Origin of the sequence: Corynebacterium sp. L4757 (assembly GCF_043673995.1) — a bacterium.
GTDB lineage: Bacteria > Actinomycetota > Actinomycetes > Mycobacteriales > Mycobacteriaceae > Corynebacterium.
Window position 1 is genome coordinate 70,394 of record NZ_JBIMEN010000004.1, and the last position, 19,980, is coordinate 90,373.

General features: G+C 56.4%; 21 protein-coding genes. 14 read left to right on the forward strand and 7 right to left on the reverse strand.

Going from position 1 to position 19,980, the window contains the following annotated elements; all coding sequences use genetic code 11:
• Window positions 1–20: 20 nt before the first annotated feature.
• The 3 genes from fdxA (at window position 21) to ACG98I_RS06515 (ending at window position 2,217) form a co-directional block, all read left to right on the forward strand.
• Window positions 21–344, forward strand: a complete 324-nt coding sequence (fdxA, locus tag ACG98I_RS06505; RefSeq protein WP_394719508.1) for a ferredoxin — start codon at window positions 21–23, stop codon at window positions 342–344.
• A 26-nt stretch (window positions 345–370) separates the two neighbouring features.
• Entirely contained in the window at window positions 371–1,480 is a 1,110-nt protein-coding gene (gene dapC / locus ACG98I_RS06510; protein WP_394719507.1) for a succinyldiaminopimelate transaminase, read from the forward strand.
• Window positions 1,481–1,662: 182 nt separating this feature from the next.
• On the forward strand, window positions 1,663–2,217 hold the full coding sequence (locus ACG98I_RS06515; RefSeq protein ID WP_394719505.1) for a GtrA family protein: 555 nt from the start codon (window positions 1,663–1,665) through the stop codon (window positions 2,215–2,217).
• Here ACG98I_RS06515 and ACG98I_RS06520 read toward each other — a convergent pair.
• The 3 genes from ACG98I_RS06520 to ACG98I_RS06530 all read right to left on the reverse strand — a co-directional run bounded on the left by ACG98I_RS06520 (window position 2,214) and on the right by ACG98I_RS06530 (window position 6,123).
• The gene (locus tag ACG98I_RS06520) at window positions 2,214–3,083 is read right to left on the reverse strand and encodes a hypothetical protein (protein WP_394719504.1); all 870 of its coding nucleotides are present in this window, start codon (window positions 3,081–3,083) and stop codon (window positions 2,214–2,216) included. The two genes, ACG98I_RS06515 and ACG98I_RS06520, sit on opposite strands and share 4 nt — an antisense overlap.
• A gap of 681 nt (window positions 3,084–3,764) precedes the next feature.
• A complete protein-coding gene (gene dapD / locus ACG98I_RS06525) occupies window positions 3,765–4,736 on the reverse strand; it encodes a 2,3,4,5-tetrahydropyridine-2,6-dicarboxylate N-succinyltransferase (protein ID WP_394719502.1) in 972 nt (323 codons plus the stop codon).
• A gap of 58 nt (window positions 4,737–4,794) precedes the next feature.
• The gene (locus ACG98I_RS06530; protein WP_394719500.1) at window positions 4,795–6,123 is read right to left on the reverse strand and encodes an amino acid permease; all 1,329 of its coding nucleotides are present in this window, start codon (window positions 6,121–6,123) and stop codon (window positions 4,795–4,797) included.
• Between the two features lie 99 nt (window positions 6,124–6,222).
• Between ACG98I_RS06530 and dapE the strand changes: the two genes are divergently transcribed.
• The 7 genes from dapE to ACG98I_RS06565 all read left to right on the forward strand — a co-directional run bounded on the left by dapE (window position 6,223) and on the right by ACG98I_RS06565 (window position 11,438).
• Window positions 6,223–7,353 carry a succinyl-diaminopimelate desuccinylase gene (gene dapE, locus ACG98I_RS06535; protein ID WP_394719584.1) on the forward strand — a complete coding sequence of 377 codons (1,131 nt, stop codon included), beginning with the start codon at window positions 6,223–6,225 and terminating at the stop codon, window positions 7,351–7,353.
• A gap of 121 nt (window positions 7,354–7,474) precedes the next feature.
• On the forward strand, window positions 7,475–8,212 hold the full coding sequence (locus tag ACG98I_RS06540; RefSeq protein WP_394719582.1) for a TIGR00730 family Rossman fold protein: 738 nt from the start codon (window positions 7,475–7,477) through the stop codon (window positions 8,210–8,212).
• Window positions 8,178–9,044: a dihydropteroate synthase gene (folP, locus tag ACG98I_RS06545; protein WP_394719498.1), complete on the forward strand. Its 867-nt coding sequence runs from the start codon at window positions 8,178–8,180 to the stop codon at window positions 9,042–9,044. Before ACG98I_RS06540 ends, folP begins: the two co-directional genes overlap by 35 nt.
• A complete protein-coding gene (locus ACG98I_RS06550; protein WP_394719497.1) occupies window positions 9,041–9,844 on the forward strand; it encodes a glucosyl-3-phosphoglycerate synthase in 804 nt (267 codons plus the stop codon). The genes folP and ACG98I_RS06550 overlap by 4 nt, the downstream gene beginning before the upstream one ends.
• A complete protein-coding gene (locus ACG98I_RS06555; protein ID WP_394719495.1) occupies window positions 9,845–10,192 on the forward strand; it encodes a DivIVA domain-containing protein in 348 nt (115 codons plus the stop codon). It begins immediately after the preceding gene.
• Between the two features lie 162 nt (window positions 10,193–10,354).
• Window positions 10,355–10,522, forward strand: a complete 168-nt coding sequence (locus ACG98I_RS06560; RefSeq protein ID WP_394719493.1) for a DUF3117 domain-containing protein — start codon at window positions 10,355–10,357, stop codon at window positions 10,520–10,522.
• Window positions 10,523–10,568: 46 nt separating this feature from the next.
• Complete coding sequence (locus ACG98I_RS06565) at window positions 10,569–11,438, forward strand: methyltransferase domain-containing protein (protein WP_394719492.1); 870 nt, start codon at window positions 10,569–10,571, stop codon at window positions 11,436–11,438.
• Between the two features lie 277 nt (window positions 11,439–11,715).
• On the opposite strand, the gene ACG98I_RS06570 is transcribed toward ACG98I_RS06565, so the two are convergent.
• Together ACG98I_RS06570 and glgA are read right to left on the reverse strand one after the other, a co-directional pair.
• Window positions 11,716–13,116 carry a GH32 C-terminal domain-containing protein gene (locus ACG98I_RS06570; RefSeq protein ID WP_394719491.1) on the reverse strand — a complete coding sequence of 467 codons (1,401 nt, stop codon included), beginning with the start codon at window positions 13,114–13,116 and terminating at the stop codon, window positions 11,716–11,718.
• Between the two features lie 41 nt (window positions 13,117–13,157).
• On the reverse strand, window positions 13,158–14,312 hold the full coding sequence (glgA, locus tag ACG98I_RS06575) for a glycogen synthase (RefSeq protein ID WP_394719489.1): 1,155 nt from the start codon (window positions 14,310–14,312) through the stop codon (window positions 13,158–13,160).
• Window positions 14,313–14,422: 110 nt separating this feature from the next.
• Here glgA and glgC point away from each other — a divergent pair, with 110 nt between their 5' ends.
• Window positions 14,423–15,640 carry a glucose-1-phosphate adenylyltransferase gene (glgC, locus tag ACG98I_RS06580; RefSeq protein WP_394719487.1) on the forward strand — a complete coding sequence of 406 codons (1,218 nt, stop codon included), beginning with the start codon at window positions 14,423–14,425 and terminating at the stop codon, window positions 15,638–15,640.
• Between the two features lie 826 nt (window positions 15,641–16,466).
• Here the strand turns inward: glgC and ACG98I_RS06585 are convergent.
• Window positions 16,467–17,108 carry an O-methyltransferase gene (locus tag ACG98I_RS06585; protein WP_394719485.1) on the reverse strand — a complete coding sequence of 214 codons (642 nt, stop codon included), beginning with the start codon at window positions 17,106–17,108 and terminating at the stop codon, window positions 16,467–16,469.
• Window positions 17,109–17,228: 120 nt separating this feature from the next.
• On the opposite strand from ACG98I_RS06585, the gene sigE reads away from it, so the two are divergent.
• Genes sigE through ACG98I_RS06600 form a run of 3 tightly spaced genes read left to right on the forward strand, consistent with a single transcriptional unit; the run spans window position 17,229 to window position 18,829 of the window.
• Window positions 17,229–17,816, forward strand: a complete 588-nt coding sequence (sigE, locus tag ACG98I_RS06590; RefSeq protein ID WP_394719483.1) for an RNA polymerase sigma factor SigE — start codon at window positions 17,229–17,231, stop codon at window positions 17,814–17,816.
• 7 nt (window positions 17,817–17,823) lie between these two features.
• Window positions 17,824–18,258: a zf-HC2 domain-containing protein gene (locus tag ACG98I_RS06595; RefSeq protein ID WP_394732544.1), complete on the forward strand. Its 435-nt coding sequence runs from the start codon at window positions 17,824–17,826 to the stop codon at window positions 18,256–18,258.
• A gap of 10 nt (window positions 18,259–18,268) precedes the next feature.
• Complete coding sequence (locus tag ACG98I_RS06600) at window positions 18,269–18,829, forward strand: Sec-independent protein translocase TatB (protein WP_394719480.1); 561 nt, start codon at window positions 18,269–18,271, stop codon at window positions 18,827–18,829.
• Between the two features lie 2 nt (window positions 18,830–18,831).
• On the opposite strand, the gene ACG98I_RS06605 is transcribed toward ACG98I_RS06600, so the two are convergent.
• Window positions 18,832–19,965, reverse strand: a complete 1,134-nt coding sequence (locus tag ACG98I_RS06605; protein ID WP_394719478.1) for an Mrp/NBP35 family ATP-binding protein — start codon at window positions 19,963–19,965, stop codon at window positions 18,832–18,834.
• Window positions 19,966–19,980: the final 15 nt, after the last annotated feature.

Below are 19,980 nucleotides of genomic sequence, written 5' to 3' on the forward strand. Positions count from 1 at the left end.
TTCAGGAGAATTTATACCCCATGACTTATACAATTGCTCAGCCCTGCGTCGACGTAATGGACCGCGGCTGTGTTGAAGAATGCCCAGTAGACTGCATCTACGAAGGCAAGCGCATGCTCTACATCCACCCGGATGAGTGCGTGGACTGCGGTGCTTGTGAGCCTGCATGCCCAGTTGAAGCAATCTTCTATGAAGATGATGTTCCAGATGAGTGGATCGAATACAACGACGCAAACGCGGCGTTCTTCGATGACCTGGGTTCCCCAGGCGGTGCTGCGGGCTCCGGTCCGCAGGACTTCGATGCGGCATTTGTTGCGGCATTGCCACCTCAAAACCAAGAATAGATTAAGTAATAAGGAGTATTCCCACCATGGCTCGTTCTCCATTGGGTAGTGTTCTACCGGATTTCCCGTGGAACTCCTTGGCTGATGCAAAAGCCAAGGCTGCGTCCCACCCAGATGGAATCGTGGACTTGTCCGTGGGCACTCCAGTGGATGAGGTATCCCCAACGGTGCAGCTGGCTTTGTCGGCGGCCGCGGCGGCGCCTGGCTATCCACAAACTACCGGCACGCCTGAGCTTCGTGCGGCGATTGCGAACGCGTTGGAGCGCCGTTACGCAATCACAGGTTTAAGCACTCAGGCTGTGCTACCGGTTATTGGCACCAAGGAAGCAATCGCGTGGCTGCCAACGCTTCTAGGCATGCGTGGGGAATCCGTGGTGATTCCGACCGTTGCGTACCCAACCTATGAAGTCGGTGCCAAGATCGCGGGTGCAGAGGTCATTCGAGCTGATGACACTGAGGCGTTTGAAGATGCGTCCTTGGTATTTATCAACTCGCCGTCGAATCCGACGGGGGAAGTACTAAGCATCGATAAGCTGCGTGACATCGTTGCTTGGGCCCGCGAACATGACGCCATCGTGGCCTCTGATGAGTGCTACATGGCGCTGGCATGGGATGATGATAAACAGCCAGTATCCATCTTGGATCAGCGCGTGACCGATGGCGATATGACCGGGCTGATTGCGATGCACTCTTTGTCCAAGTCAGCGAATATGGCTTCCTACCGCGCGGGTTTCTTCGCAGGAGATGAAAAGCTCATTGCTGAGCTGCTCGAGGTCCGCAAGCACGCGGGCCTCATGGTGCCAGGGCCGATTCAGGCAGCTATGGTTGCCGCGCTTGACGATGACGCGACCGAAGCCCTGCAGGCCCAACGCTATGCGGTGCGTCGTGCCAAGCTCATGCGTGCGCTAACCGATGCCGGATTCACCATCTCCCATTCCGAAGCCGGAATGTACCTCTGGGCAACTCGCGGCAATAATTGCCGCGAAGATGTCGCCTGGTTGGCTGAATTGGGCATCCTCGTTGCCCCAGGTGACTTTTACGGTGATATCGGCGCGGAATTTATCCGCGTCGGCCTTAACGGCACCGATGAGCGCATTGACGCTGCGTGTGAGCGTCTCGCTGCTGCACAGCGCTAGGGGAGTGTGACCTTGCCGATGGGGGCATCGGCAAGCACATGCTTCAGTTGCCGTGTGGCGGCGATTTGTGCTGCCTGGCTGCGCTAGACTTTAATAATTCGCAACGAGTTTAGGTATTGTTTACTCAGCGCCCTAAACTTGCGGTTTAAAGAATTGTCCACAAAGAAGGGTTACTAGAGAGCATGACGGTAGCTCGGTTTATTACAAACATGGGGCAGTTCATCCGATTCGGTATCGTCGGCGGATCCGGCACGGTGGTCAACCTCCTGATTGTGTACTTGACCAAGCAATTTGCACTGTGGTCGGCAGATATCTCCGAGCATGACGTATTCCTGAACTTACTTGGAACCCAGTGGAATATCCGCTGGTATCACGTGTTTATGACCATCGCCTTTTTGGTTGCTAATACCTGGAACTATCAGCTAAACCGCATGTGGACGTTCAAATCCACCCAGCGTATCTCTTGGCTGCGTGGTTTCTTCCCCTTCCTCATGGCGGGCATCGGTGCGTTAGTGGTCAGCCAGATTCTGGCAACAATGCTCATGAATGAAACCTCTCCGATTGCGCTGCCGCCTGAGATTTTCGACGACTCCACGGGCTTCCGCACTAAATTCTACTGGGCATCTGCCATCTCCATCATTGTTGCTATGCCTATCAACTTTGTCATCAACAAACTCTGGACCTTCCGCTCCAAACCCAAGAACCCAGTTATTGTCTCTGACGCCGTCCCCAACTAGGACCACCGCACGCATTCGTGCCAGTTGAATACCGGATTGCCGGCGAATTCGGTTCCGTCTTTGCGTGGACGGCCGCTGCGAATCCACGCAGCTATCTCCTGGACTTTTCGCACCACTTGCTTGAGGTGGTAGCAGATACAGTCTGCGCTAAACCGCAGAACCACGCATCCCAGTGCCAGGCCGTCATTTGATTTCCAACGATCCGACACGAGGCTTTTGGCATTGCTGTGCACCTCAATGCCATCCACTTCAATGAGGATGCCGAGCTTCTTCAGCCACAAGTCGAAGCGGTATCCGGCAAGTCTAGCGTTGTGTTCAATCTGGAACCCCGCCCGCCGCAGTGCTGCCGCTAGGTCTTTCTCTGCGTTGCTATCGGCACCGATGGAGCATCCTTTCAGAACTTCCCGCAGAGCCTTTGGCACCCGCCGCATCCGCGCGAGGTCTGCTCGCAGCCGCCCTGGGCCCTCATGCCCGCGGTAGCGTTGCTCCAACAGCCACGTCCGCTCATAGCGGCTACTACGCGCAGCCCACAATGGCTCAACTACCCGAATCCCAGCGATTGTCTGCGTCGGCTGCTTTCTCGAGTGTCTTACCTTGAAATTTGCGCCCCGAATCGTGCGTGGCCCCGCAAGCTCCAGCGGAAAGCTCAGCGTTTGCTTTAAATGTACTTGCGTCGCTGACCTGCCCGTTAACGCGACTCCAGCCAATGTGCTGGTCAGGGCACGCGCAAAATTCTCCGCTGTTGGTTTGCCTTCCACATAGATTCCCCGATGAACCCGGTGCAGCTTACCGCTGGCAACCAGCGTTGCTTGCCTTCGCTTGCCGATGCCCCTAGCCCTCAACTGACGCGTCGTCCACACATTCATGCACCTCACGCTATTGCACCCTGTCTAGCCTGCACCACGCCGAGCGGCCACAGCTGTGGATAACCCTGCCCTTTTCTGGCTTTTAGATGATGCTTCAACAAAATCCTGTTGATAAACTTTCTCACTCGGCGCTCTCCGCGCCCCTCGCGCTCACGCCGGCAACGTCTCTCGCCAGGCGGAGCTCTACTGTGAGCGCGAAGGGCTCAGGCCTTGCTCGGCGGGGCAGTAAGCATGACGCTGCATCGGAAAGCGCTGCATTCTGGTCGTGTGGCCCACACGGCGGCCCTTCGCGTTCACAGACGCAACGTTTCTAGCCAGCCGCCTACCGATGGTGACCGCGAAGGGCACCATCGGCTTCAACGAGTATGGCGAGGGGAGCGGGGCACCTTGAAAGCAGCAGCAAGGCAGAAAGAAAGGAGCGCGCGGGTCTGTGAGGACCTTCGCGCTCACCAGGTGATGCGCTCTAGCTAGCCGATGCAATAACGTGAGCGCGGAGGGCACGGCCAGCGCATTGCAAGCCAACTTTGCTACCGATGCGCCCTTCGCGGTCACAGGGATTGGGCTTCTAGCCAGGAGCGTTATTGCGGTGAGCGCGAAGGGGACGGCGGAACGAGATAGGGAGCAAAGCAAAAGCGCGCCCGGGCGGAAAAGATTCCGCTGGGCGCGCTGGGAGAGTGTGGGCTAATTCTTGTGCAGTTCCTCGTTGAGAGCGACTGCGGAAGCCTTCCACTCGGTTGCTTCGATTGCACCGGTTACAGAGTTGCGGCGCAGCAGCATGCCAGAACCGCCGGAGAGGACAGCAGCCTTTACGGAAGTGCCTTCTTCAACCCCAGCGGCTTCTGCGACGCGACCGAACACAGAAACCTTGGAACCGGAGGTGACATAAAGGCCGGCTTCGACTACGCAGTCATCGCCAAGCGAAATGCCTACACCGGAGTTGGCGCCGAGCAAGCAGCGCTCACCGATGGAAATGGTTTCCTTGCCGCCGCCGGACAGGGTGCCCATGATGGATGCGCCGCCGCCGATGTCGGAGCCATCGCCAACGACGACACCTGCAGAAATGCGGCCCTCAACCATGGAAGCGCCAAGGGTGCCGGCGTTAAAGTTTACAAAGCCCTCGTGCATGACGGTGGTGCCTTCAGACAAGTAAGCACCCAATCGGACGCGGTCTGCATCACCGATGCGAACACCGGAAGGAACCACGTAGTCGACCATGCGTGGGAACTTATCCACGGAGTAGACGGTGACTGGTCCGCGGGAAGCAAGGCGGCCGCGAATCATCTGGAAATCTGCAACAGCGCAAGGGCCGTAGTTGGTCCACACAACGTTGGCAAGGTGGCCAAAGATGCCGTCCATGTTCATACCGTGTGGCTTGACCTGACGGTGGGAGAGCAGATGCAGGCGCAGGTAGGCATCGTAGGCATCGATTGGCGCGGCATCCAGGTCTGCAATAAAGGTCTCTACCGCGACGCGGGCAACGCCACGTTCTTCATCAGGGCCAACTAAGGCTGCAAATTGCTGTGGAGTCTCTTCCAAGCGCTCAGTTCCGGCAGCAGATACCGGAGTATCGAGGGAGACCGCAGGGAACCAAACATCTAACACAGTTCCGTCGTGGGTGATTGTTGCTAAACCGCGGGCAGATGCAGAAGTCATTGAATATTCAAGCCTTAGGGGGTCGATGGAATAGATACTTAATGGAGTATAGGTAAACCTAGACTTTGGCGCGAGAATTAGGCATCAACAGTGACGTAATCGTCAGTCCGCCGGCGATCACGGCGACGGCGACGAGCTGGCCGCGCGCGGAGGCATCGAAAAGCATGAGCACAACGATGCCTATCAGGCCAACAAGCACCAAATATGGAACCCAAGGGAAGCCAGGTGCTTGGAGCTCAGTTTCGCCTAACGATGGCTTGAGCTTGATGTATGACGCAACGATGAAGAACCAGATGACGAGCAAACAACCGCCGACCGCATTGAAGAGGAAGGTTAGTAGGCCAGGGGGATTCCAGTACTGCAGACCAACCGACGCGAATGCGAAAAACATGGAAAGAATGACCGCGTTGCGTGGGGAACCGGTCCGGGAGAGCTGGGTGAAAAAGCGAGGGGCGTTGCCATCACGTGCCATGTCGAAGACGAGGCGGGATGTTGCGTAAATCTGCGCATTGAAAGCAGAGAGCAACGCGATGACGATGATTAGTTCCATAAACGTTGCTGCGTATGGAATCTCGGCGACGCGCAGCACTTCGGTAAACGGCGACTGAGCAGCAACATCGGCGTCTTGAATATTCGAGAATGGCAGCAGCAAGGTGATGACTGCGACCGAACCCAAGTAGAAGACGATGATGCGGAAGATGATTGCGCGAACCGCGGTGGCGACGTTGTGCTCTGGATTCTCCGACTCGGCGGCGGCGATGGTAACCAGCTCAATGCCGCCGAATGCGAAAGCTACGGCGAGCAAACCTGCGGCAAGACCAGGCATGCCATTGGGCATGAAGTTCTCCACAAAGCTGCTGGTTTGAGTCTCTGCGGGCCCGAAAATGAGGAAAGCGCCGAGTACCAAGAAAGCGATGATGACCCCGACCTTGATGATGGCGAACCAGAACTCAAACTCACCGAATCCACGCACTGCGGCGAAGTTAACCACGGCAAAGAACACCACGGCAATCAGTGCGGGAATCCACGGGGCGACACCGAACCACGTTCCCAAGATGGCTGCTGCGCCGGTGATTTCGGCGCCCATCACCATGATGAGCATGAACCAGTACAGCCAGCCCATGGTAAAGCGTGACCAATTGCCAAATGCCATACCGGCATAGGTGGAGAAGGAACCCAGGGATGGACGCGCAGAGGCCATCTCACCGAGCATGTACATGATCAGCGTGACCAGGACACCTGCGGCCATATATGCGAGCAGAATCGAGGTGCCTGCGATCTGGATGCCAACACCGACGCCGAGGAAGAGTCCTGCGCCAATCGCCGAACCCAGGCCCATCATGGTCAAGTGCCGAGTCTTTAATTTATTGGAGTCTGAATTACTCATCGCCCACTTTTCTTTCAACAAGATAGTAACGGTCAAGGATGTTACACGCCATAGTGGCGCTGATCGCCAGCGGGTTTCACGCTACGATGGCCAGTTGTGATGATTCCCCACCTTGATTTGACCCAGGATCCGATTGAGCTGACGAAGGCGTTCGTTGATATTCCGTCTCCGTCGCATCATGAAAAAGCCATTGCTGATGCGATTGAGCAGGCGTTATCGCCGCTCGTGAGCACCGCCGGTATTGAGCTGGCGCGCTTTGGCAATACGGTGTGTGCGCGGACTTCGCGCGGCTTGGATTCCCGCATTGTGTTGGCTGGGCACGTGGATACAGTGCCGATTGCTGATAACGTTCCGCACCGCATGGACGGCGATGTGATGTTCGGGTGTGGCACCGTCGATATGAAGTCCGGGCTGGCCGTGTATTTGAACGCATTTGCGCAGTTGGCAGCGTCCGAGGACTTGCGTCATGACCTCACGCTGATTGCCTATGAAGGCGAAGAAGTAGCCACGGAGTTCAATGGTCTGGGCCAACTGCAGCGCGATCACCCGCATTGGCTGCAGGGTAATCTGGCCTTGTTGGGGGAGCCATCGGGGGCAATGATTGAGGCTGGTTGTCAGGGCACCATCCGTTTGCGTGTTACGGCGCATGGCACGCGTGCGCATTCGGCCCGCGCGTGGTTGGGCTCCAACGCCGCGCACACGCTCGCCCCAGTCATGCAGAAGGTCGCAGACTACACCCCGCGCGATGTCACGATTGACGGGTGTACCTACCGCGAGGGCTTGAATATTGTTCACCTTGAGGCCGGCGTTGCTACTAATACGCTGCCCGATCATGCGTGGATGTTCGTCAATTTCCGTTTCGCACCAGACCGCACCACCGATGACGCGATGGCGCACGTGCTTGAGGTCCTAGGTTTGGACACCGCACAGCAATTGCCTGCCGATGCCACCTTGGACGAGCCAGGCATCAGCTACGAGGTCGATGACGTGGCGGGGGCAGCGCTGCCGGGATTGGGACAGCCATCGGCAGCCGCGCTTATCGATGCCGTCGGCGGCAACGTCCGCGCTAAGTATGGCTGGACCGATGTCGCGCGCTTTTCAGAAATGGGCACGCCAGCGGTGAATTTTGGGCCTGGTGATCCGGGATACGCGCATAAACGCGATGAGCAATGTCCGGTGGAGCAGATAAGCTCAGTATCACAAACTTTAATGACATTTTTGACCACGTAAAAACAACCCTTCATGAGGAGAAACCATCATGGCTCCATTGCGTACTGGTTCGGGTGCAGCAGGAAAGCGCACGCCAAGGACATCGGAAAGCGCGGCACGCGACCGCATGTTGCGCGGCCCGATGTTGCTGCGTACCGAGGGTGAGCAAGTCTCAACATATGACCAGCGATTGTTGGAATCGGGCGCGGACCATGACTGGAAGCATGCTGACCCGTGGCGGGTGTTGCGCATCCAAGGCGAATTCGTCGCCGGTTTCGATGCGCTCAGTGACCTGCCGAAGGCCGTCACGGTCTTTGGCTCCGCCCGCACCAAAGAAGACCAGCCGGAATACGCGCAAGGCGTGGAACTAGCCGCCAAGCTGGTGGACAATGACTACGCGGTGGTCACCGGTGGTGGGCCCGGCATCATGGAAGCGGCGAACCGTGGCGCATATGAAGCGGGCGGCCTGTCTGTCGGTTTAGGTATTGAATTGCCCTTTGAGCAGGGGTTGAACAAGTATGTGGATTTGGGAATTAACTTCCGTTACTTCTTTGCGCGCAAGACTATGTTTTTGAAGTACTCGCAGGCTTTTGTCTGTCTGCCCGGCGGCATGGGTACGATGGATGAGCTATTCGAAGTGCTCTGCATGGTGCAAACCGGCAAAGTCACCAACTACCCGATAGTGCTCATCGGCACGGACTACTGGTCTGGCTTGGTGGACTGGATGGGTAAATCCCTGGTGGCTGGGGGCTACATCAATCCGCAGGACATGGATCTATTCCTGCTGACAGATTCAATCGATGAAGCCGTGGAGCATATTGTTGCTGCACACAAGGAGATGACCGATGAGCGAGTCCGACGACTCAACCGGGACAAGTAGGTTTATCTTTCCGCAGGTCATGGCGATTATTAATCGCACCCCAGATTCTTTTTACGATAAAGGAAAGACCTGGGGAATTGAACGCGCGCTCAAACGCTGCGATGAGGTCATCGCGCAGGGCGCGAGCATCGTTGATATCGGCGGAGTCAAAGCGGGCCCGGGGGATGAGGTGGATGCCGCGGCTGAAATTGAACGCGTGGTGCCATTAATTGCGGAGATTTCCGCACGCCACCCAGAGGTCATTATCAGCGTGGATACGTGGCGGGCATCAGTAGCTGAGAAGGCCATTGATGCTGGCGCGCGCCTGATTAATGACACGTGGGCTGGGTGGGACCCGGAGCTTATTGAGGTCGCAGGTAGCCGTGGCGTGGGCTATGTGTGCTCGCACACCGGCGGCGTGGTGCCGCGGACGCGGCCGCACCGCGTTCATTTTGATGACGTAGTGGCTGATGTCATTTCAGAAACCACCCAGCGTGCGCAGCAGGCGGTAGAATTGGGGTGTCCGCCGGAGCTGACGTTTATTGACCCGACGCATGATTTTGGCAAAAATACATTTCACGGGCTCGAGCTTTTGCGTCGTATTGACGAGCTGGTCGAAACCGGTTGGCCAGTGCTGATGGCGTTATCCAATAAGGATTTTGTCGGCGAGACCCTGGACCGTGGAGTCGGGGAGCGCGTGGCTGGAACACTTGCTGCGACGGCATGGGCGGCATCGAAAGGCGTGGCAGCCTTCCGGGTGCATGAAGTCGCTGAGACCATCGATACGATACGCATGACCGCAGCCATCCAAGGGCATCTGGCACCGCTGAATGCCACGCGAGGGCTGGCATGAGCGTTTCCGTTGTGATCCCGGCGCTCAACGAGGAGGCGACTATTGCGCACGTCGTTTGGGCTTGTTTGGCCGATGAGCCAGCAGAGGTGATAGTCATCGATGCGGACTCGCAAGACGCTACAGCGCGCCTCGCAGTTGATGCTGGCGCGCGCGTCATTAACTGGCGCAGTGTACTTGGCCATGTGCCCGTGCGCGCAGGGAAAGGCGAATCATTGTGGCGTGGAATTGAAGCCGCGCGCGGTGACATTGTGGCTTTCGTCGACGCAGACTTAGAATCAGCTGCTCCTGGCTTAGTGTCGGCACTGGCGGCGCCTTTTGAAGCAGAGTCGATTAACCTGGTCAAAGCCTCCTATTCACGGACCTTCGGTGATCAACCAACCGGTGGTGGGCGCGTTACTGAACTGACTGCGAAGCCATTACTGTCGATGTATTTTCCCGAACTCGGCCATATAAACCAGCCGCTAGGTGGTGAATATGCAATTCGACGCTCGGTTGCGCGCCAGCTGCCATTCGTGGACGGATATGGCGTGGAGGCAGGACTGATGATCGATGTGGCACAGCGCTTTGGTGCGGATTCGATAACACAGGTCGATTTGCCTCCGCGGGTACACCGCAACCGCCCGCTTCACCAGCTGGCGCCGATGGCACACGTGGTTGCTGAAACTATCTTGAGTCGTGCACAGTTCTATGGACGCCTGGGAAAAGCGGGGTCGCAGACTTTTGGACAGCGTCCGCCGCTAGATGAACTAGTATCCGGCATAGAATCCACTGGAGTCAGCCAATCACAGGAGGCGATGTAAATGAGCGTGGTTTTAACAATCATCATTGTGTTGGCGCTCATCGGGCTCGGAGCGATTATCGCCACCTGGATTTTCTCTAAGGTATTTGGTCGAGGCCCAGTGATGGCTGACTTGCCTGCTGAAGAGGCAGAACAGTTCAAGGAAGCCAACCGTATCTTCGCGCTCAATGGCGAACTAAGTCAGATCGGGTTCGACACGGTCAAAGATGGATATCGCCGGGATCAAGTCGATGATTTGGTAGCCACATTGACTGAAGAGGTGGCGAGGTTGAAGGGGGACAGGGAGGCATCGGAAAGCAAAGCTTCGACCCAAAATTCATCGGAGAGCGAAGAAATAGAGCTAACTTAAATCCCTGCTACCTGCGCTAACTCACGTATGCGCAGGACGTTTCTCTGTCGCACGTGGCCAAAAGAGACTATAATGGACACGAAGCGCTGATTTCCTCACATTTTGAAAGTACATCTGTGTGGAAATCGGCGAGATTTTGATGAGTAAGGGAGCAAAATTCACATGGCAGCAATGAAGCCGCGGACTACTGGTGGACCTATGGAAGCCGTGATTGAATCGCGCAAGATTGTCATGCGCATTCCTTCCGATGGCGGTGGGCGAATCGTCGTCGAGCTAACCAAGGAAGAAGCTGCCGAGCTCGGAGAGCTGCTGACCGACGTCGCGCAATAAGTAACCGTAAGTGTAATCGCGGGGTTAAATGATCTAATCTAGATTTATGCTTTCGCACATTATTGATGTTTTGGCCGATCCCGCTGACGGATCTGCACTTTCCGGCGCGGAAGATTTTGCGCGCTTGGTATCTGAATCTGGTCATTCATTCGACGTAGCCAAGCAAGGCTACGTGACCTTGGCACCAGGTGCTGGGCTAAAACACAAAGGCGATGACGCAGATATGGTCACCGCCCGCGAAACCTATTTATCCAAGGGGCATTTTGCTCCATTCGTGGAAGCTGTGACCGGTGCTGTTCAATCGGCCTTGGATGCGGCTATCAGCGTGGACGACGTGCCAGAACCAGCCTTGTTAGAGGTTGGTGCAGGTACAGGTTATTACCTATCGCACACGCTGGATTCTATCGATGGTGCACGCGGCGTTGGATTGGATATTTCCCCGCATGCGGCAAAGCACCTAGCGAAGTGCCATCCACGAGTCGGCGCTGTTGTCGCTGACGTGTGGCAGCGCATGCCGATCCGGGATGCGTCGATCAACGCCATCTCGGTCATCTTCGCACCCCGTAACCCGGCGGAATTCCAGCGCATTTTGGCACCGGGCGGCCAAGTCATTGTCTTGACGCCGCAGACCGGGCACCTTGATGAATTGCGTGAGCCTCTGGGCATTCTGGGCGTTGAAGAAGGCAAAGTTGACCGCATGTATGAGCAGGCGGAAGGGTTCCTCGAGCAGGCGGCCGATCCTGTTAACTTGGCTTTTCCGATAGAGCTGGATAAGGAATCTATCGCAGCGCAGGTCGCGATGAGCCCATCTGCGCGCCATATCTCTGCGGAAGAACTCGCAGAACGCATGGCTGCTTTGCCACCGACGTTGAAGGTCACCGCACATGGTCGATTGGATCGTCTCCGCGCAGTGTAGTATTCGCTGACAGTTTGCCCTCTAAATTAAGGCACACGCGCCCTTCGCGCTCACCAGAATCCGCTGACTTTGGAGGCGGTTCAATATCGTGAGCGCGAAGGGCGCGTTTCGTTCTGCAGCTGTGAAAAATACGACTGGGAGCTGCGATGAACCCTTGACGCTCACGGTAAGCGGACGCCTTGGGAGGAGGGCAGCCGTGGTGAGCGCGAAGGGCCCACTGGGCCAGGTGAAGGCATGCGCTCGCAGCTTTACGGAAGCAGTGGGAGCGCTCAGAGGGCTAGTTGTGGTTGATGTACCAGTCGCGGACTATCTCGGCATCGCCGTGAGCTGTGGCCTTAATGTTGGTGCAGCCGCCATCGAAGTAGACGCGCGATGCCATGGCGACTTGGCCGCCATCGGCAAATACTTCCACAGTTGAGCCGTCAACGATGACGGTGAGGGAATCGGAGTCGCCATCGGCAAGCGGGGCAATGGTCGGCTCGCTGGCGATGGACTCAGAGCGATCCAATTCTAATGTGGTGCCACGGTGGCGGATGGTGGCGGCGGTGTTGCCGGAGGCATCGTAAAGCGAAAGCGTCACGTCAGAGCCCTCGGGAACCTCCAGAAGGCCCGTCCAAGAACTGGCCCGAGACGCATTATTGACGGCCTCTGGCAAGCCTCGAGGAGGGGTCTGGAAAATGGTGCCATCCTGGAGCGTGACCACGCGAGGCAGAGACACCGCATTGGCCCAACCTTCATCAGACCAAGTTTTATGCGTCGTCGGATCATCTACGCGGCCAGTACCGTTGAGCAGGCCGAAGAGCATGCCTTCATCATAAAGCTTGTCGGCATCAATGCTGCCCGGCGTGTAATTCGTGATGCGCGGGCGGGTGAAATCATGACCATAATCTAGGCGCTGGAAACTGCGCGCGACCTCAAATGTCGTCCCGTGCAGGCGTCCCACAACGTATCCGCTGTGTTCGAAGCCTTGCTTTTCGATGGTCACCATCAGCACGTCATAAACACGCTCATCTACTTCATCGCGCAAGCGAATGATGCGTGGGGAGACCACGACCTGCCCGGGGCTAAGTTCTGCTCCTGGGTCGCCCTCGAATTGGAGGGGACCTGAAATCTCCCAATTCTCGCCATCACCGCTGCGGAAGATGACAAGATTCGGGGCGCTGGCATCACCTGCGACGGTGAGCATGAGCCAACCTGCGTGGCCCTTCTCCCGGTGTTCTGAGTCGACCCAATCGGCAACGACGACGGGAGACCGGAAACGATGGAATCCGTCCTGGTCGCTGATGATCTCGCCGCGGCGGGTGACGCGAGTATCGAGCGCTGCTGGATCGTCGGAGATTTCGCAAACGTCATCAAAAAGGTCATAACGAGCCAGCTGAATGCTGGTGGAATCCGATGTCACCGATGTGAAATACAGGTTCACATCGCCACCGACAGAAGCTACGGAGCCTGCGCGAAGTCCGGTTTCGCCGTCGATGGGCGCCAAAGAATCATCGCACTCGAGCCAATCGAAGGGAGACTCTTCTGAGAAAGTATGCCCCCATCGTGAAGAAGATTCGGCATCAGTGCGGTACTGGAAGAATAGGTGCCACGTGTTGCCATCGAGTAATGCACCTGCTGGTGCTTCGACAATTCCGGACTCTGGTGCGAAATGCAGCTCTGGGCGGTGATCAGTCATGAGACCATTTGTACACAAATTCGCGAATTCTTGTGGGCGCCCTAAACCAGTGAACGGTAGATATCTACCGTTTGACCTGCGATAGTAGACCAAGAAAAGGCCTCGATGGCGCGGGTGCGTCCTACCTTGCCGAAGGCCTTTGCCTTCTTAGCATCAAGCGCGAGGTCGTTGACCGCGGACGCGATGTGAGCTTCGAATCCAGCAGAATCAGTTTCGTCATAGTGGACCAAAGTTCCAGTGACGCCGTCTTGGACAACCTCAGGGATACCGCCGACATCTGAAGCCACAACGGCAGTTTCGCACGCCATAGCTTCCAAGTTTACGATGCCTAGCGGTTCATAGATAGAGGGGCAGACGAAAACATCGGCAGCTGTGTAGACTTCCTGAACCTTGTCTTTCGGTAGCATCTGCTCGATCCAGAAGATGCCGTCGCGTTCGGCACGCAGGGCATCGACAAGCTGTTGCGTTTGCTCTGCAATCTCGGGGGTATCTGGGGCGCCGGCGCACAAAATAAGCTGAATGGACGGGTCGAATTGTGCGACTGCCTTGAGCAGGTGAGGCACGCCCTTCTGGCGGGTGATGCGGCCAACGAAGGCGGCAATCGGGCGGTTACGGTCCACGCCGAGCTCTTCGAGTAGGTCCACGTCACGCGGCTGCCAGACCTCGGTATCAATACCGTTGAGCACTACGTGGACCTTATCCGCGTCTATGCGGGGGTAGGCATCCAGGATGGATTCCTTCATCCCTGAAGACACAGCGATGACTGCATCCGCGTATTCCATCGCATTCTTTTCAGACCAGGAAGAGATCTCATACCCGCCGGCTAATTGCTCGCGCTTCCACGGGCGGTGCGGTTCGAGTGAATGCGCAGTGACAACATGCGGGATGTCATACAGCCGAGCAGCTAAATGTCCTCCAAGTCCGGAATACCACGTGTGCGAATGCGCGACGTCAATCTCGCTGGCAGCCGTTGCCATGCGCAGACCAGTCGACAGTGTTTGAATCGCAGGGTTCGCGCTGGCAAGCTCCGGATCTACACCGTGGACAAAGACGCGTTCCTCATCGCGCGGTGCGCCCATGCAGTGCACGTCAACGTCAATGAGTTCGCGCATAAACCGCGTCAACTCAGCAACATGGACGCCAGCTCCGCCGTAAATCTCAGGAGGGTATTCCTTGGAAAAGATGCCTGCTCTCATGAAACTCACATTAGTGGTTTGTGCGACTGTCTGCTCGACAAATGAGCGGGGGTAGTTAAAGGACTTAAGTTCCCCTGCGAAAGTGATCAATTACTTATACGCTGGACAGTGTGAGAAGCCAGCCTAATGTCTTAGCAATTGTCCTCGCGGGCGGCGAGGGAAAGCGGTTATTTCCGCTAACTGAAGACCGTGCCAAGCCTGCAGTACCTTTCGGGGGGTCCTATCGATTAATTGATTTCGTATTGTCCAACTTGGCCAATGCGGGATTTTTGAAGATCGCGGTATTGACGCAATATAAGTCGCATTCACTGGACCGCCACATTTCTCAGGCGTGGAGCCTGTCCGGTCCGACGCAGCAATACATCGCGTCGGTTCCCGCGCAGCAGCGTCGTGGAAAGCGTTGGTATAACGGGTCAGCGGATGCCATCTTGCAGTCCCTCAATCTCATTTATGATGAGAAGCCCGATTACGTCATCGTATTCGGCGCTGACCACGTGTATCGCATGGATCCATCGATGATGGTGGAGGAGCATATTGCTACCGGCATGGATTGCTCTGTTGCGGGTATCCGTGTGCCCCGCGAGGAAGCGACGGCTTTTGGCTGCATCCAGGCGGATGGCATGGGCTCGATTATGGAGTTCATCGAAAAGCCTGCAAATCCACCGGCCACGCCGGATGACCCGAACATGACTTATGCGTCCATGGGCAACTACGTGTTCACAACGCAGGCTCTCATTGACGCATTGCTTGCCGATGAAAAAGATGACACCTCTGACCACGACATGGGCGGAAATATCATTCCGTACTTTGTGGAGAAGGGGCAGGCGCACGTCTATGACTTCATGTCGAATGAGGTGCCGGGCGCTACCGACCGTGACCGCGGCTATTGGCGTGATGTGGGAACGATTGATTCCTACTATGACGCGCATATGGATCTGATTTCGGTACACCCGATATTTAATCTGTACAACCACAGCTGGCCGATTCACTCAACTGAGACTCAGAACTACCCACCAGCGAAGTTTGTGCAAAACGGTATTGCGCAATCGTCGATGGTGGCGCCTGGATGCATCATTTCGGGCGGCACGGTTCGTAATTCAGTCCTGTCCTCTAATGTTCATGTGGCTGATGGAGCGACTGTGGAGGGCTCCGTGCTGCTGCCTGGCGTGCGCGTGGGTAAGGGCGCTGTGGTGCGTCGGGCCATCATCGATAAGAATGCGGTCATCTCTGACGGCGCAATTGTTGGTGTCGATCGTGAACGCGATGAGCAGCGTTTCAAGATTTCTGCTTCAGGCGTTGTCGTGGTTGGTAAGAACCAAGTGGTTTAAACTTCCAGGTTCACTCCCCATTGGCTTGAGCCAATGGGGAGTTTCGCTATTTGCGTACCCGGATAGATCCCGCGTGTGCCCTTCGCGCTCACCATCGGAAAGTATCTGGTGACTTGCCGGCCCTACGTGAGCGCAAAGGGTGCGTTGGGCGCGTTGGGTGCCCGATGACACTTTGACGCGTTGAATGTACCGGAGAGCGGCTTCCTCAGCGAGCTGATTAACCGACCGTGCCCTTCGCGCTCACCAAGAAGCTGGGTGTGGGGAGAGCAGGATTCGTTGTGAGCGCGAAGGGTGCGCGGAAGGTGTGTGGGGATGTGATTAAGGATTGTGAGAGGCAAACACGGTGTTCAAGGTGGGGCTTGCGGGAACTAGAGCGGCTAGCGTTGGTAGAGGGATATAAGGGGTTCAAGTCGGATATGTGCAGGTGGCCGATGAGTGTGGGCTGTATAGGGGGTAGGTAGCGGGGTAGACCTTTACCGGACCTTAAAATTATCTATTGCTCGGCATCGTGAGATGTGAAAAAGTAAATACACATCGCAAAGAGCGGAAGCTCGAAGCGGTGTGTGAAGGAAGAAGTCCGAGGTTTCTGTATATCGGGTGGTGCAGAAGCCGAGGGCGAATCGGCGTCCAGGAGTGATTCTGGATGCTGGCAAAATTTAATAATCCGGCTTGCGGGCATAGCGCGCTAGCCGGAGAGCTCATTCATGTTAAGGGGCTGATTCTTGCTGACGCGAAGTAGTGAGAATCAGGTGAGATGAGCTCATAGCAAGAAACGAAGGCGAGGTATCCGGATGAAAACTGGATACCTCGCCTTCGTCGTTGTGCGTTAGCGCTTGGTGACTAAGGTCAGCCCAGAACCGAGCGGTAGGCGGGTGACGTGAGCATCCTCGAGGGAGCGCACGTACTCATCAGCTTCGCGGGCTGCGACGGTGACTCGGTCGGTGCGGGAGGGGTCGGCGATGGTGGCGTCCAGGAGGGCATCGGGAAGCACGAGCGTTCCACGGTGCGCAATAAGTGGCCACGCTGTTTTGATGACCGCTGGCAGATCGAGGGTGGGGACGTCGGCGTAAATGACGTGGTAGGCCTCAGCTGCGAGGCGGCCCATGACATCGAGGGGGCGGGATGGCAAAAATCGCGCGCGCGATGGGGAGTATCCAGCATCGCGGAAAGTGGTCTTTGCGTGAGACTGGTGTTCAACCTCTGGATCGATGCAAGTAACGATTCCGGAGTCGCTGAGCCCGTCAAAAAGGTACAAGCCAACCACAGATGCGGCCGGGGTAATGGCCACAGTCTGGACTTTCTCGCCGGAGGCAGAAGCCGCCAGCGTTGTCAGCAGTTGACCCACGAACGTATTCGGGGTGCGAAGGCTGAACTCCTCAGCATGCGCGCGGGCGCTAGCGAGGGCTTCAGACTCGGTGCTGGTTGAGTCGATATAGTTACGCAGGGCATCAAAAGCTTGTACGGTCACATCACCCAGTCTAGGGAATTTTAGACCGCGAATGGGAAGAAACACCGCAGTTCGCGCTTAACAGGGAATTAACAGGCGGATAGCTGGTGTTTGCAAGTTCGATATAGCACAATAGAACGTATGACATCACAGGATTTCACAGGCACCGCCGCATTCGATGCGGGCGAAGCAACAATGCCAACCTGGGGTGAATTAGTCGCAGAACATGCAGATAATGTCTATCGGCTAGCTTACCGTCTGTCTGGTAACCAGCACGACGCAGAAGATTTGACGCAAGAGACGTTCATGCGCGTCTTCCGCTCCTTGGATAAGTACCAGGCAGGAACGTTTGAAGGCTGGCTGCACCGGATTACCACGAACCTGTTTTTGGATATGGTTCGTCACCGCGCGAAGATTCGCATGGAGGCGCTGCCCGAAGATTATGAGCGCGTGCCAGGCACCGATATGACTCCGGAGCAGTCATATGATGTGGCCAACTTGGATCCGGCACTGCAGGCAGCTTTGGATGAGCTTTCTCCAGATTTCCGCGTCGCGGTGGTTCTGTGTGATGTGGTCGGTATGACCTATGACGAGATTGCTGAGACGCTTGGTGTGAAAATGGGTACTGTTCGTTCCCGAATTCACCGCGGACGTTCGCAGCTGAAGCAGTCGCTGGAGCAAGCCGCCCGCACCAGTGATGAAGCACGAGTACTACTGCGCACGAGGTAAGCAAGTCATGACTATGTTTGCAAGAGGTGCGGAGCTTTCTGCAGAAAAGCGCGCGAAGATTCGCAGCCGTGGAAAGTCAAAGGCGCGTCGCGCGGACACAATTGGCCACTTGGGGCCTGAAGCGATTGTCGCATTTGTTGATGATGAAATGGACGATAAGGCAAAGCATCGCGCGCGGATTCACTTAGTTCATTGTGGTGAGTGCCGTGATGAAATTTACACCCAGCGCGGCACCTCTGAATGGGTTCGGACCTGCAATATTCAATCCCAGGTTCGTGCGCCGCGGGACCTGCTGAAAAAGCTCGCTAGCATTGGAAACCTTGACCTGCAGCAGCACAAGTATGAGATGGCCGAAGAGCAGCCGACGCAAAGACAAGACTTTTTAGACAAGCTCGAAATGGTCGTGAGGGCCATCAGGCACAACCAGCGCGGGAACGAGTAAGCTTAGAGCCGTGATTTCGTCTATCGGTTGGGTTGAAATATTCTTCATCGGTCTGCTTGCGCTCATTATTATTGGCCCGGAGCGCCTGCCGAATGTAATTCAAGATGTTCGTGCAGCGATTTTCGCCGCCCGAAAGGCAATTAACAATGCCAAGAAAGAGCTCAACGGCGATTTCGAAGGAATCGGCGAAGAATTCAATGCGCTTCGTGAGCCGCTGTCGCAGGCAGCAGAATGGGGCCGGATGGGGCCGCGAGCAGCCATTACGAAAGCTCTCTTCGATGGTGATGAATCCGCATGGGATGACTTTAATCCCAAGAAGATGCTCGAGGACCCTGCGGCGGCCTCGAAGAACACTGCGCAACCTAATATGACCGCGCAGCAGAGCCAGCCGATGCACCCAGGCCAGCCGATGCAGCCTGGCCAACAGGCAGGACCGAACCAGCAGATGGGGCAGCAGCGCCCGCAGTCACCGCAACAACCACAGCAGAATATGCAAAATCCGCCGCAGCAACCTAATCGCGGGGATCAGGGCTATGCCAGCGGCGGATTTTCCTGGGCAGATATCACCTAAAGCTAGTTGGTGACTCCAAGTCCCAGAGGCTTGCCTGCTAAAGAATCACGGCGCTTAGAAATCTTCGAGGCAATCGCATTGATAGCAACCGACGCAGGAGATTCTGGGTGAGCAATCACGGATGGTGTGCCGGCGTCGGAATCTTCACGCAAACCTGGCTCCAGTGGAACCTGGCCGAGCTGCTCAACGTCGTAGCCAAGCAACGTCGTTAGGCGATCGGCAACAACCTGGCCTCCGCCGGAGCCGAAGACGTCGACCACGGAGCCATCGGGAAGCACCATGGCAGACATGTTCTCAATGACACCGGCCACGCGCTGACGCGTCTGCTGGGAAATGGAACCTGCGCGCTCTGCAACCTCGGCTGCAGCGGCCTGCGGGGTAGTGACAACCAGCAGCTCAGCGTTAGGAATCAACTGCGCAACCGATAGCGCAACGTCACCCGTACCTGGTGGCAAATCCAGCAGCAGGAAGTCCAAATCGCCCCAGAAAACATCCGTAAGGAATTGCTGCAAGGCTCGGTGGAGCATTGGGCCACGCCACACGACTGGCGCATTACCCTGCACGAACTGGCCAATGGAGATGTGCTTAATGTTATGCGCGATAGGTGGCAACAACATTTCATCATCCAAGACGGTTGGGCCCTGGGTGCTACCAAGCTGGCCTGGCACCGAGTGGCCGTAAATATCAGCGTCAACGACGCCGACTTTATAACCCTGCTCGCTGAGCGCTGCAGCCAGGTTAACCGTCATCGAAGACTTGCCGACGCCGCCTTTGCCTGACGCCACCGCAAACACGCGGGTGGTTGAATCCGGCTTCGCGAAAGGAATCTCTGGATCCTGTGCACTGCCACGCAGTTGCTTCTTCAGCTCCAGACGCTGCTCATCGGTCATGGCGCCCAACGTAACCGTGACGTTGCCTACGCCCTCAATGTCTTTAATCGCGGCGCGAACATTGGTATCAATCGTATTTTTCATCGGGCAGCCGGCGATGGTGAGCAAAATCTCAACGGAAACGTCCTGGCCATCAACATCAATAGTGTTGACCATGTTGAGTTCCGTAATCGGCTTTCCGATCTCAGGATCCTCTACGCGGGAGAGCGCGCTGCGGACAGCGGATTCAGTCAATGCAGTAGTCATAACACTTCCCAGTCT